We start from the raw sequence: 12854 nt of genomic DNA on the forward strand, positions 1-12854 counted from the left end.
CGATGTGAGCGAGGGCTCGGGGGGCCTCGTGCGCCGCCGCTGCCCCTAGGCGTCCTCCCTAGGCGTCCTGGGGCAGGGCCTGGACGAAGGCCGCGACCGCCGCCCAGAGGGCCTGGTCGTGGCCAATCCAGAGGTGGCCGCCGTCGGCGAACATCAGCAGTTCGGCGGCAGGCGCGGTTCGGGCCACGTGGGCGGCGGCCCGGTCGGTTCCGTAGAGGTCGTCGCGGGCGGCGATGGCCAGCACCGGGCACGCGATCTGCTCCAGGTCGTAGGGCGGCGGCGCGCCCGAGGTCGCCCCATCCATGATCAGGCCGTCCCGTCGCCGGCTGATCGGCAGGATGTGGAACAGGGTCTCGCGCGCCCGACGGCGCTCTGAGGCCGTGGTCCTGGCCAGCAGGGCCGGGTCGGTCCCCAGGACCGTACGGGTCATGAGGTCCGGGGCGGTCCTCATCCCCAGCCAGAACACCAGGTCCGAGCCCAGGGCGCCCCGGATGAGGGCGTCGACCACGGGCGGGGCTGGCGCCCGGGCGCCCGGCGGCCGGTCCGGCGCATAGAGGGCCGGGGCGACCAGGACCAGGCCCCGGCAGAGGTCCGGATGGCGAATGGCCAGCTGGGTCGCCGACAGGGCGCCGGCCGAGCCCCCGAGGATCACCGCCTGATCCACGCCGAGTTCGCGCAGCAATTCGGCCAAGGCGTCGGCCTGCCTGTCCGGGGTGGCGTCCGCCGGCATGGGGCTTTGCAGATAGCCGAACCGCGAGGGCGCAATCCGCCGCACGCCATTCAGGGGCTCGGAAAAGGCCAGACCCTGGTCGAAGCCGCCGCCGCTGCCATGGATAATCAGGACGGCGGGTCCCTGGCCAGCCTCGGCGTATTCCACCGGCCCGACGGCGGTCTCGACCACCTGGCTGCGCCCAGCCAGGGCGGCGTGGCCCAGGGCCATGTCGCGGCGATAGGCGCGCGCGCCCACTCCAAGTCCGGCCAGGACAGCCAGGGACAAGGCGGCGAGCAGGCCTGTGGTGAGCGGGCGCAAGGGCGGCGTCTCCAGGTTCGCGGACCTGAGAGGACGCCGCCTGCGGCGGTCCCGCCATGACGCCGGTCAAATCCCGCCCCCGAAGGGGCGGGATGCAAGATCAGGCGCCGGCGGCCTGGGCCTTACGCTCGCGACGACGGCGGGTGAGGATGTGCTCGGTATAGCCGTTGGGCTGGACGCGGCCTTCGAATACCAGCTCCAGGGCGGCCTGGTAGGCGACGCTGGCGTCGAGATCAGGGCCCATCGGTTGATAAAGCGCGTCGCCGGCGTTCTGGCCGTCGACCACCTTGGCCATGCGGGCGAAGGTCTCGCGCACCTGGGCCTCCGTGCAGACGCCATGGTGCAGCCAGTTGGCGATGTGCTGGCTGGAGATGCGCAGGGTCGCCCGGTCCTCCATCAGCCCGACGTCATGAATGTCCGGCACCTTCGAGCAGCCGACCCCGTGGTCGATCCAGCGCACCACATAGCCGAGAATGCCCTGCACGTTGTTGTCCAGCTCCTGGGCCACGTCGGCGGCGTTCCAGTTGGACTTGGCCAGGGGCACGGTCAGCAGATCTTCGAGGCCCGTGGGCTCGGTTGAGTCCATCGAGGCCTGCAGGGCGGCAACGTCCACCTGATGATAGTGCAGGGCATGCAGGACCGCGGCCGTAGGCGAGGGGACCCAGGCGGTGTTGGCGCCGGCCTTGGGGTGGCCGATCTTGGCGGCCAGCATGTCCTTCATCATGTCGGGCGCAGCCCACATGCCCTTGCCGATCTGGGCGCGGCCGATGAAGCCTGTGGCCAGGCCGATCTCGACATTGCGCTTCTCATAGGCCGGCAGCCACGGCTCGGCCTTCATGGCGTCCTTGCGGACCATGGGGCCGGCTTCCATGGCGGTGTGGATTTCATCGCCGGTGCGGTCCAGGAAGCCGGTGTTGATGAACACGATCCGCTCGCGGGCGGCATGGATGCAGGCCTTCAGGTTGGCGCTGGTGCGGCGCTCTTCGTCCATGACGCCGATCTTGACGGTGTTGCGCGCGATGCCCAGCGCGTCCTCGACCAGGTCGAACAGGCGCACGGCCAGGGCCACCTCGTCGGGGCCATGCATCTTGGGCTTCACCACATAGATGGAGCCTGCCGGGCTGTTGGCCTTCTGGCCCTTCAGGTCGTGCAAGGCCGCAGCCACGGTGATCAGGGCGTCGACGGCGGTTTCATAGGCGTCCTGGCCGTCATAGCGCACCATGTCGGTGGTCATGTGGTGGCCGACATTGCGCACCAGCAGCAGGCTGCGGCCGCGCAGGGTCAGGTCCGAGCCGTCCGGAGCGGTATAGACCCGGTCGGCTTCCAGTCGGCGGGTCTCGGTGCGGCCGCCCTTGGGGAAGCTCGCCTCCAGGTCGCCGCGCATCAGGCCCAGCCAGTTGCGATAGACGCCCGTCTTGTCCTCGGCGTCCACGGCGGCGACTGAATCCTCGCAGTCCTGGATAGCGGTCAGCGCGGCTTCCACCAGCACGTCGGCGACCCCGGCCGGGTCGTCCTTGCCGATATTGCTCGACCGGTCGACCAGGATCTCCAGGTGCAGGCCGTTGTGGCGCAGCAGCACGCCGTCGGGGGCATCCTTCGATCCGCGCCAGCCGGCCAGCTGGCCGTCGGTGGCGAGCTTGGCCTCGGTCCCGTCCTTCAGGCTGACCACCAGGTCCTGGCCCTTGATGGCGTAGCTGACCGCGTCGGCGTGGGAGCCGCTCGACAGCGGGGCGACCTGATCCAGCAGCTGACGGGCATAGGCGATGACCTTGCCGCCGCGCTCGGGATCATAGCCCTTGCCGCCGGTGGGCGGCTCCAGGGCGTCGGTGCCGTAGAGGGCGTCATAGAGGCTGCCCCAGCGCGCATTGGCGGCGTTCAGGGCGTAGCGGGCATTGGACACCGGCACGACGAGCTGCGGGCCGGCCAGCCGGGCGATCTCGGGATCGACGTTCTGGGTGTCGATCTTGAAGGCCGGCGGGGCGGGCAGCAGATAGCCGATCTCGCGCAGGAAGGCGGTCTGTTCGGAGACGCTGACATCCTGGTCGCGGCGCTCGCGCCACCAGGCGTCGATGGTGCTCTGCAGCTCGTCGCGGCGCTTGAGCAGCTCGGCGTTGCGCGGGGTGAAATCAGCGAGGATGTTCTCCAGCGCCGCCCAGAAGGCCTTCGGCTCTACGCCCGTGCCCGGCAGCAGTTCGCCTTCGACAAAGGCGTGCAGAAGATCGTCGACCGAAAGGGTGTTGCTGATGTCCATGCGCGTAACCGGGCTCTCGATAAGGCGTTCTCGACGCCGCCACGCTTAGGCGACGTCCTTGCTCGGCCGCTTTACTGCACGGAAGCGCGCCGCTTTGAAGCCCCTATCGCGAGGGAGGCTCCCGTCCCGCGCGCACCTGCCTGCCGGCCGAGCCCGGAGATTGCCGGATGAAGCTTGCGCAGGCGAGGGCGTGATCGCGGAAATCCTTGCAGTCGATCGCCCATCCTGGGGAAGACATCGCCCCGCGGTTCAGTTGTCAGAAAATCCGAACGGCGCGCTGGTCCGCCGGATGTCGTCCACCAGGATCTGGCGGCCGATGGGCGGGGCCGAGCGGGCGGTGCAGTCGGTCCGGTGGCAGAGCCGGCAGGTGACGCCGATGGGGGTGGCCGTCTCCGGGCCTGGGCGGCCTTGGGTATAGATCAGCCGGTCAGCGTGTTCGGCCGCGCACCCCAGGGCGATGGCGCGCTCGACCCGCTGGGCCCCATAGGCGCCACCGCCGGCGCTGACCGTGCGGGCGATGGAGAAGAAGCGCTGGCCGTCGGGCAGCTCCAGCCATTGGGTGACGATCTGGCGGGGCGTGCGGAAGGCGTGGTGCACCGACCACAGGGGACAGCCGCCCCCGTGGCGGGCGAAAGGGAATCCCGCCCCGTCCAGGCGCTTGGAGACATTGCCCGCCTCGTCCACCCGGATGAAGAAGAAGGGCACCCGTTCCTGGCCGGGCTTCTGCAGGGTCGTCATCCGGTGAGCGGTCTGCTCGAAGCTGGCGGCGAACTGTCGGGCCAGGGCCTCGACGTCATAGCGCCGGGCCTCCACCGCCCTGGCGAAGGCGGTGTAGGGCATGAGGATGGCGGCGGCCGCATAGCTGGCGAGCGCCCTTCTCGTCAGGCGCTCGCCGCTCTCGGTGGCGAAGGCGCCCTCGGCGAGCACGGCGGCGACCTCAGGGCGCATCTCCAGATAGGCCAGTTGCAGGGCCAGCTGGAAGGTCTGGCTGGCGGTGTCCAGGGAGTCGTCCAGCAGGATCTCCTTGCGGTGCTGGTCGAGCCGCCGGACCGAGCCGACCATCACGTTAGCCGGCAGGCGTCGCACCCGCAGGCCATGGCGGGCCTTCAGATAGCCGGTCAGGCCCTCATGGCTGGCGACGTTCTGGGCTAGGCGCTCGGCGGCGTCGTCCAGGGTAGGGAAGTTGTTGCTGCGCGCGGCCAGGAACCGGCGGGATTCCGCCACCGGGTCGGGCGCCTCGGCGCCGCCGCCTGTGGCGTGCGCTTCGGCGGTGCGGTCGGCTAGGGCCAGCTGTTCTTCCTGATAGGCGGTGTAGAGGCGCAGCAGGGCCTCGGTGACGCCGGGAAAATTGGTGGCCGCGTCGCCGGTTTCGAAGGAGGGCAGGTCGATGTCGGCGAACATCGGGTCCTTCAGCACCGCCTGCAGCCGGGCGGCGTCGTCGGAGTCGGCGTTGCCCGCCAGCGCGGCCACGTCGATGCGATAGGTCTGGGCCAGGCGCAGCAGCATCTCGGCGCTGAGCGGGCGGTGGTTGCGTTCCAGGAGTGCGATATAGGAGGCCGAGACCTCCAGGTCAGAGGCCATGTCGGCCTGGGTCAGGCCCAGGTCTCGACGCATCCGTCGCAGATTAGCGCCCACATAAAGGCGGCGGTCGATGGACATGGAAATTGTCTACCGCGGAGTGGCCATCCTTACAACCTTACAAGCAAATTCTGTAAAGTTTGACATCCCAACTTCACAGGGGGTTCCGCCCCGGCGGTCAGACCCTGTAGGAGCGCCCTCAAATCCCCGGCGGATTTCGAGGAGAAGCGTAATGGCCTACCAAGATCACATCACCAAGATGGGTGAGCTCATCCAGAGCAAGAACGGGACCTGGGACGGGATCAACCCGGAATCCGTGGCCCGCATGCGTCTGCAGAACCGGTTCCAGACCGGCCTGGACATCGCCCGCTACACCGCGGCGATCATGCGCAAGGACATGGAGGCCTATGACGCCGACTCGTCCAAGTACACCCAGTCGCTGGGTTGCTGGCACGGCTTCATCGGCCAGCAGAAGATGATCTCGATCAAGAAGCACTTCGGCAACACCGACCGTCGCTACCTCTACCTGTCGGGCTGGATGGTCGCGGCCCTGCGCTCGGACTTCGGCCCGCTGCCCGACCAGTCGATGCACGAGAAGACCTCGGTCCCGGCCCTGATCGAAGAGCTCTACACCTTCCTGCGCCAGGCTGACGCCCGCGAACTGGGCATGATGTACCGCGACATCGACGCCGCCCGCGCCGCCGGCGACAAGGCCAAGGAAAAGACCCTTCTGGACGCCGTCGACAACTATCAGACCCACGTGGTTCCGATCATCGCCGACATCGATGCGGGCTTCGGCAACGCCGAGGCGACCTATCTGCTGGCCAAGAAGATGATCGAAGCCGGCGCCTGCGCCCTGCAGATCGAAAACCAGGTCTCCGACGAAAAGCAGTGCGGCCACCAGGACGGCAAGGTCACCGTGCCGCACGAGGACTTCATCCAGAAGATCCGCGCCTGCCGCTACGCCTTCCTGGAACTGGGCGTGGACGACGGCATCATCGTCACCCGCACCGACTCGCTTGGCGCTGGCCTGACCAAGCAGATCGCCGTCAGCCATGAGCCGGGCGACCTGGGCGACCAGTACAACAGCTTCCTGGACTGCGACGAGGTCGACGCCTCGCAGGTCGGCAACGGCGACGTCATCATCAGCCGCAACGGCAAGCTGCTGCGTCCCAAGCGCCTGCCGTCCAACCTGTTCCAGTTCCGTGAAGGCACCGGCGCCGACCGCTGCGTGCTGGACTCCATCGTCTCGCTGCAGAACGGCGCCGACCTCCTGTGGATCGAAACCGAGAAGCCGCACGTCGAGCAGATCGCCTCGATGATGGACAAGGTCCGCGAGGTCATCCCGAACGCCAAGCTGGTCTACAACAACAGTCCGTCGTTCAACTGGACCCTGAACTTCCGCCAGCAGGTCTATGACGCCTACAAGGCGGCCGGTAAGGATGTCTCGGCCTATGACCGCGACAAGCTGATGAGCATCGACTACGACGCCTCCGAGCTGGCGATCGAAGCCGACGAGAAGATCCGCACCTTCCAGGCCGACGGCGCCAAGCGGGCCGGCATCTTCCACCACCTGATCACCCTGCCGACCTATCATACCGCGGCCCTGTCCACCGACAACCTGGCCAAGCGCTACTTCGGCGACGAAGCCATGCTCGGCTACGTGAAGCAGGTGCAGCGTGAGGAAATCCGCCAGGGCATCGCCTGCGTGAAGCACCAGAACATGTCCGGTTCGGACATTGGTGACGATCACAAGGAGTACTTCGCCGGTGAAGCCGCGCTGAAGGCCGGCGGCGTCCACAACACCATGAACCAGTTCGGCTAAGGCTGGCGGTTCAAGGCCGAGACGGAGGGCCCGGGGTTCGACCCCGGGCCCTTTTTCGTACGCGCTGGCTGCGGCCGAAAGGTTCCTCCCAGACGCGAAAATGATCCCGGGAACAACCCGTCGCCCTGCGGCTTCCTTCACCACAAATGGGAGCCGACACATGTTCAAATCTATACTGACCCTGACCGCCGCCGCGGCGCTGCTGGCCGCCTGCGGCAACAATGATCAGGCCGCCGAGACCGACCAGACCGAGGGTCCAATGGTCTCGGCCTCCGAAGCCCCCCGGAACGAGGCGATCGACACCGATCCCAACACCGGCGCCGACGGCCAGACCCCGGGCGCCAACTCGTTTACCGAAGGCCAGGCGCGGAGCGCCATCGAGGAGGCCGGCTACACCGAAGTCGGCCCTCTGACCCAGAACGCCGAGGGCTTCTGGCAGGGCACGGCCATGCAGTCCGGCGCGCCGGTGCAGGTCTCCGTCGATTACCGCGGCGAAGTGACCACTCAGTAGTCGCGCCGCCCGTCCCCCCAAATTACGGAGTTGATCCTATGACCAAGACCATCACCCGGCTGTTCGACAGCCACACCCAGGCCCTGGCCGCCATCGACGATCTCGAGCGCGCAGGCGTCGACCACGACCGCATCAGCATCATCTCGAACAACGCTGACAACTGGCACGCCGGCCACAAACATCCGGCCGCAGGCGACGATGCGGGTCCGCTGGGCGATCGCAACGGCGACGGCGAGAACGACGTGGCCGACGGCGCCGGCAAGGGCGCCACGACCGGCGGTCTGATCGGCGGGGCCGGCGGCCTGCTGGCGGGCCTCGGCATGCTGGCCATTCCAGGCCTTGGCCCGGTGGTCGCCGCCGGCTGGCTCGCCTCGACGGCGGTCGGCGCAGCCGTGGGCGCGGCGGCGGGCGGCGCCACAGGCGGCCTGCTGGGCGCCCTGAAGGAAGCCGGCCATTCGGACGAGGACGCCAACGTCTATGCCGAGGGCGTTCGTCGGGGCGGCACCCTGGTCAGCGTCAAGGCCAAGGGCGACGACACCGAGCGGGTCGAACAGATCCTGGTTCAGCAGCGCGGCGTCGACGCCGCCATGCGCGGGCCGGCCTACCGCGAGTCTGGCTGGGCGAGCTTCGATCACAACGCCCAGCCCTATAGCCGCGACGAGGTGGCCCAGGAGCGCCTGCGCTACCAGGAGCCACGGTCCTTCGCCGCCGATGTGAGCGGCGAGCCGCGCCCGGTCGACACCGACCGGCGCGCCAGCGACACGGCCGTTGTGACACCGATCCGCGGCGCCGACGTCTGATCGGAGCCATAGCACGACGAGATCGCCCCCGGCCTGCAGAGGCCGGGGGCGTTTTCATATCCGCCTCAGCGATCGGTGATCCCGTAGGGCGAGAAGGGTTTGCGGCGAAAGGCGAGCCAGACTGTGAGCATCAGGACCAGGGCTGCGCCGGCATAACCCGCAGCGCCCACGAGGGGCTTTGGTCCCCACTCGGCGACGCCCACCGCCGCCAGGCCCCAGGCGACGGCCAGGCCATAGGTGGGGGCCTTTATGCGCTCGGCCACGATGGCGGCGATGAGCGTCGTGATCCCTATCCCTGCCAGGGCCGGCGCCAGGGGATGAGCCGGATCGATCGCCCCCTGGGCCGTGAGAACGGTCAGGATATTCACCGCCGAGGCGACCGTCAGCCAGCCGGCGAGTAGGCCCAGGGGCCAGACCACGAGGTAGCGGGACAGGCCGATCAGGCCGAGATCCCGCACCCTGGCGGCGATCAGACCCCAGGTCACAGCGCCGGTTGAGGCCAGGATGATGACCACAGTCGCCCAGTCGAGGTCGGCGGCCGAGGCGATGATCCACAGGCCGCAGCCCAGGCCGGCCACGGCTGACGGCCAGCCCACGCTGGCCATCAGATGGGGTTCGGCCCGGCCCGGCAGCGCCTGGAAGACCGCATAGAGGGCCAGCCCCGCATAGATGACGCCCCAGATCGAGAAGGCGTAGCCCGCGGCTCGAAGCGTCTGGTCGCCGTCGTTGGAGAATTCGGCCGCCGTTTGCCCCCATCCTGTCAGGGCCTGCAGGGCGGGAACCATGATGGCAAAGGTGACCGCGGCGATCACTGCAATCTTCCTGCCGGCGGTACTGTCGTTCATGTCACACCTGTGGGGCCATGGCTCAAGCTTGCTGCGGGTCCTAACCCGCGCCGAACCAAAAGGATCAGCGGCGCGATCGTGGGGCCGGAATTCTCGCCCTATGTCGAGCAGGCGACAAACTTGGCCATGGGCGCCATGCTTAGTGCAGCTAAGGTTGGTGCGCACAGGGTGGGGCGGCGATGTCGGAACATGAGGGCGAGGGCGATGCGGAGGCGGCCTCCGAGGTTCGCCATCGCACCGCAAACACCCTGCAGCTTCTGGCCACCCTGGCGCGGATGCGGGGGCAGAAAACCTCGGACCTCGAAGCCCGTCGGCAAATGACCTGGATGGCCGAGGCGATCGGCGCCCTCGGCGCCCTGGAGCGTCGCCGTTCCGGCGACACCGTGGATTTCGCCGGCTATCTGGAAGAAATGGCTCAGGTCTGGCGCCGTCGCCAGGCCGGCCGGGCGGTGGAGGTGCTGGTTGAGGTCGACGACCTCAAGATCCGCGACCAGGCGGCCTCGACCCTGGCCCTGATCACGAACGAACTTGTCGGCAACGCCCTGACCCACGGCCTGATCGGCACCGAGGCGCGGCTGATCCATATCACCCTGCGCCGGAACCCCGGCGGCGTGGCGCAGCTTATCGTGGCCGATGGGGGCCCCGGCTTCGATCCGGCCGCCGCGGAAGGTCGGGAGCGGTTCGGGCTCTGGCTGGCGCGGAGTCTGGCGGGACAGGTTCGGGGCGAACTGGCGCTTCTGCGAGGCCCGAATGGCGGAGTCAGGGCTCAGCTGACGTTTCCGACGTGACCGGACGTTCCGCCGCGGGCGGAAGACGGTCATAGTTTCGGCGCACAACGCTGTAGCATTCGCAGGCTGAGGCCTCGAGCAGGCTACGGTCGATGATGTCCACCTGGCCCCGCCGGTAGCGGATCGCGCCCTTGTCCTGCAGGCTGCGCGCCACGGCGGTCACCGTCGTACGCTGAACCCCCAGTATGTCGGCGAGGTATTCCTGGGTCAGGGACAAGGTGTGGCCCTCGACCCGGTCATGGCAGGACAGCATCCAGCGACAGAAGCGCTCCTCGACTGAATGCAGGGCGTTGCAGGCCACCGACTGGGTGACATTGGCGTAGAGGCCCTCACCGTGGGCGTCCACCAAGTCTCTGAGGGCCGGGCTGACGGTCCAGGCCTCGTGGATGACTGCGGCGCTCAGGCGCAGCGCCCGTCCCTTGCCCTGGACCACAGCTCGGCTGATCGCCGTCCGTTGGCGGATGGCCGCAGGCAGTCCGACGGCTCCTTCCGGCCCAATCATCGCGGACTCGATGGCCGCCCCATTCTCCATCAGGGTCATCAGCGAAACGACGCCCACGAGCGGAAAATAGACGTGATCTATACGGTCGCCGGGCTCATGGAGGGTGCGGCCCCGCTCGAGTTCGAACTGGACCAGATGCGGGGACAGACGCTCGAATTCGCCGGGGGGGAGCGCGGCCAGGAGCCTGTTCTGCAAGGGGGGTACGGCCTCTGCATCGGGAATCACACATCGCCCCAGGGGCGAAGCGGGAAGTTATCGATCTCGTGCGGTGGAGACTGTCGAGGACTCGACACTGGGTGATGGCCGGGGCTCCGATAAAGACCGGAAGCCGATGATTTCGGAAAATCCCCGCCTGATATTGTTCAGAAATTATGTCGGATGGCCGACCTAGATTCCCTGGGACGTCTTGCCGCAGGCCGTGCGGCCTTCGTCTAATCCTGATGCAGCGCCTCTCTACGCTTTCGCCCTGAATCCCTGAGCAAGAAAAAAGGCCCTGAAACCGGGAGATTTTCTCTTAGTGGAAGCGCACCTCGGCGGGGGAGCCCAGCTCCGGCGTATGTCCCGTGGCGTTGGCCTTGGCGATCTCCCAGGCGAAGCGCACCGGTCCAGCTTCGGAAATCCATACCTGGGCGCCATCGCAGTCCAGGCAGAGAAGGGTCAGGGCCGGATCGTCCTTGCCCTCGGGATACCAGGCCGCCACGACAGCGTTCCAATAGCGGTCCATGCGGTTCCGATCATGCTGGACGCTCAGCCGCCCGCCAATACAGGCGCGGAAGTCCCGCTGCTGAAGCACGAACATGGCCGCGTGCCCGGCGCCGATTTCGCGCACCAGATCCGTATTGTTGCGGGTGAAGAACCAAAGCCGGTGGGCCTCGGCCTGTACGAAGGCGGTCATGGGCTGCAGATGGTGGGTCTCGCCTCCGACGATCCCCAGCATGCCGACCTGGTGATTTTCGATCTCGTTCCAGAGGCGACGCTCGATGGTCGCCGCATCCTTGGTGTCGACAGTCATGGCCGGGCTCCTTCCGATCCTGCGGAATCAACCCGTCCTTGAGGCGTGGAGTTCCCTCGCCGCAGGTTCTAGGCGAAGTACAGAAATGCCAGCGCCGCTGAGCCCAGGGCGATCCGGTACCAGGCGAAGGGCGCAAAGCCATACTTGCCAACGATGGTCACCAGGGTCTTGACCACCAGCAGGGCGGTCAGGAAGGCCATGGTGAAGCCGATGGCGATGCCCAGGAAGTCCTCGAAGTTCAGCAGGTCCCAGGACTGGTAGAGGTCATAGGCGGTGGCCGCCACCATGGTCGGGGCGGCCAGGAAGAAGGTGAACTCCGCCGCGGTCTTGCGCTCCACCCCCAGCAGTAGCGAGCCCATGATGGTGGCGCCCGAGCGGGACACGCCGGGAATCATGGCGATGCATTGAAAGAGGCCGATCAGGAGGGCGTTGCGCCAGGACAGGGTCTCGATGCTCATGATCCTGGCCTTGGGCGCGAACCGTTCAATGAGCAGGATGGCGACGCCGCCCACCACAAGGGAGATGGCGACGATCTCCGGAGACTCCAGCATGGCCTTGATGGCGTCATAGGCGAAGACGCCGATCACCATGGCCGGCAGCACTGCCAGGATAATGTTGCGGGCAAACGCGATGTCGTCGGGCTGCGCCTTCAGCACGCCCATGCCGACATTCCAGAACCGCTGCGCATAGACCACAAGGATGGCCATGATGGCGCCGAGCTGGACCACGATCTTGAATGTGGTCTCGGCGGGTCCCTTGAAGCCCAGCAACTCGCCCGCCAGGATCATGTGGCCGGTGGAGGAGACGGGGAGGAATTCGGTGATCCCCTCAATGATCCCGAGGATGATGACGCTGATAAGCGAATTCTGGTCCAAGCCGGCCCCCAAACGTCCAGGCCGCTGCGATAGCGAATATCCCGCGCCTTGGCGAGGCGGCCGGGCGCCCGCGACGGGGAAAGCCTGTAATTTCTCCTGACGCCCTGTCGGAGGAAGGCATAATCGCCCGTCCTTGGATCAACAGGAAGATCAGCCATGCTCTACGCCATCCTTTGCTATCACTCCGAAGCCATCGTCGGCGGCTGGTCCAAGGCGCAGGACGACGCGGTCATGGAGAAGCTGGACGTGGTCCACCAGAAGCTGGCGGCCGATGGCCGGCTGGGGCCGGTGGCGCGCCTGCTGCCGACCTCGGCGGCCACCACCCTGCGCAAGGACAGTGACCCGCCGCTGGTGCTCGACGGCCCCTTCGCCGAGACCAAGGAGCAGCTGCTGGGCTTCTACATCGTCGACTGCGATGACCTGGATCAGGCTCTGGAGATCGCCCGCGACCTGGGCCGCGCCAATCCCGGCGGCGCCTATGAGCTGCGGCCCATCGGCGTCTACCACGCCAGCGCCCTGCCGGCCGACGCAGGACAATGAGCGACCTGGCCTGGATCGACGGGGCCCTGGCGGCCGCGCGGCCCCAGGCCATGGCCGCCCTGCTACGCTACTTCCGCGACCTCGACATTGCCGAGGAGGCCTTTCAGGAGGCGAGCCTGCGCGCCCTTCGCAACTGGCCCGACAAGGGGCCGCCGCGCGATCCCACCGCCTGGCTGATCTTCGTCGGGCGCAACGCGGCCTTGGACGGCGTGCGTCGCAAGGCCCGCGAGGCGCCTCTGCCACAGGAGGTGCTGATCTCCGACCTGGAGGACGCCGAGGCCGAGCTGGTGGAGCGGC

Annotated in this window: 13 protein-coding genes; 6 read left to right on the forward strand and 7 right to left on the reverse strand. The window is 67.6% G+C overall.

What is annotated here, in order from left to right; genetic code table 11:
• Positions 1-58 precede the first annotated feature (58 nt).
• The 3 genes from V7702_RS14375 to V7702_RS14385 form a co-directional block, all read right to left on the reverse strand.
• Positions 59-1030: an alpha/beta fold hydrolase gene (locus tag V7702_RS14375; protein WP_335650783.1), complete on the reverse strand. Its 972-nt coding sequence runs from the start codon at positions 1028-1030 to the stop codon at positions 59-61.
• Positions 1031-1130: 100 nt separating this feature from the next.
• Positions 1131-3281, reverse strand: a complete 2151-nt coding sequence (locus V7702_RS14380) for a malate synthase G (RefSeq protein WP_335650784.1) — start codon at positions 3279-3281, stop codon at positions 1131-1133.
• 249 nt (positions 3282-3530) lie between these two features.
• Positions 3531-4940, reverse strand: a complete 1410-nt coding sequence (locus V7702_RS14385; protein ID WP_335650785.1) for a helix-turn-helix domain-containing protein — start codon at positions 4938-4940, stop codon at positions 3531-3533.
• Between the two features lie 151 nt (positions 4941-5091).
• Here V7702_RS14385 and V7702_RS14390 point away from each other — a divergent pair, with 151 nt between their 5' ends.
• The 3 genes from V7702_RS14390 (at position 5092) to V7702_RS14400 (ending at position 7995) form a co-directional block, all read left to right on the forward strand.
• The gene (locus V7702_RS14390; protein ID WP_335650786.1) at positions 5092-6684 is read left to right on the forward strand and encodes an isocitrate lyase; all 1593 of its coding nucleotides are present in this window, start codon (positions 5092-5094) and stop codon (positions 6682-6684) included.
• Between the two features lie 160 nt (positions 6685-6844).
• Positions 6845-7195 (forward strand): hypothetical protein, encoded by a 351-nt coding sequence (locus V7702_RS14395; RefSeq protein WP_335650787.1) that lies wholly within the window; start codon positions 6845-6847, stop codon positions 7193-7195.
• 38 nt (positions 7196-7233) lie between these two features.
• Entirely contained in the window at positions 7234-7995 is a 762-nt protein-coding gene (locus V7702_RS14400; protein WP_335650788.1) for a hypothetical protein, read from the forward strand.
• A gap of 65 nt (positions 7996-8060) precedes the next feature.
• On the opposite strand, the gene V7702_RS14405 is transcribed toward V7702_RS14400, so the two are convergent.
• The gene (locus V7702_RS14405) at positions 8061-8840 is read right to left on the reverse strand and encodes a hypothetical protein (RefSeq protein WP_335650789.1); all 780 of its coding nucleotides are present in this window, start codon (positions 8838-8840) and stop codon (positions 8061-8063) included.
• A 179-nt stretch (positions 8841-9019) separates the two neighbouring features.
• Between V7702_RS14405 and V7702_RS14410 the strand changes: the two genes are divergently transcribed.
• Entirely contained in the window at positions 9020-9628 is a 609-nt protein-coding gene (locus V7702_RS14410) for a sensor histidine kinase (RefSeq protein WP_335650790.1), read from the forward strand.
• Here V7702_RS14410 and V7702_RS14415 read toward each other — a convergent pair.
• From V7702_RS14415 to V7702_RS14425, 3 genes are all read right to left on the reverse strand, one after another.
• Positions 9600-10325: a Crp/Fnr family transcriptional regulator gene (locus V7702_RS14415; protein WP_335650791.1), complete on the reverse strand. Its 726-nt coding sequence runs from the start codon at positions 10323-10325 to the stop codon at positions 9600-9602. The two genes, V7702_RS14410 and V7702_RS14415, sit on opposite strands and share 29 nt — an antisense overlap.
• 319 nt (positions 10326-10644) lie before the next feature.
• Positions 10645-11142: a pyridoxamine 5'-phosphate oxidase family protein gene (locus V7702_RS14420; protein ID WP_335650792.1), complete on the reverse strand. Its 498-nt coding sequence runs from the start codon at positions 11140-11142 to the stop codon at positions 10645-10647.
• Between the two features lie 68 nt (positions 11143-11210).
• The gene (locus tag V7702_RS14425; protein WP_335650793.1) at positions 11211-12017 is read right to left on the reverse strand and encodes an undecaprenyl-diphosphate phosphatase; all 807 of its coding nucleotides are present in this window, start codon (positions 12015-12017) and stop codon (positions 11211-11213) included.
• Between the two features lie 156 nt (positions 12018-12173).
• On the opposite strand from V7702_RS14425, the gene V7702_RS14430 reads away from it, so the two are divergent.
• Together V7702_RS14430 and V7702_RS14435 are read left to right on the forward strand one after the other, a co-directional pair.
• Positions 12174-12557, forward strand: coding sequence for a YciI family protein (locus tag V7702_RS14430; protein ID WP_335650794.1), 384 nt, complete (start codon positions 12174-12176; stop codon positions 12555-12557).
• The coding region (locus V7702_RS14435; protein WP_335650795.1) for a sigma factor at positions 12554-12854 on the forward strand (301 nt) is incomplete at its 3' end. The genes V7702_RS14430 and V7702_RS14435, both read left to right, overlap by 4 nt.

This window comes from Phenylobacterium sp. (assembly GCF_036963605.1).
In the GTDB taxonomy this organism is placed as follows: domain Bacteria; phylum Pseudomonadota; class Alphaproteobacteria; order Caulobacterales; family Caulobacteraceae; genus Phenylobacterium.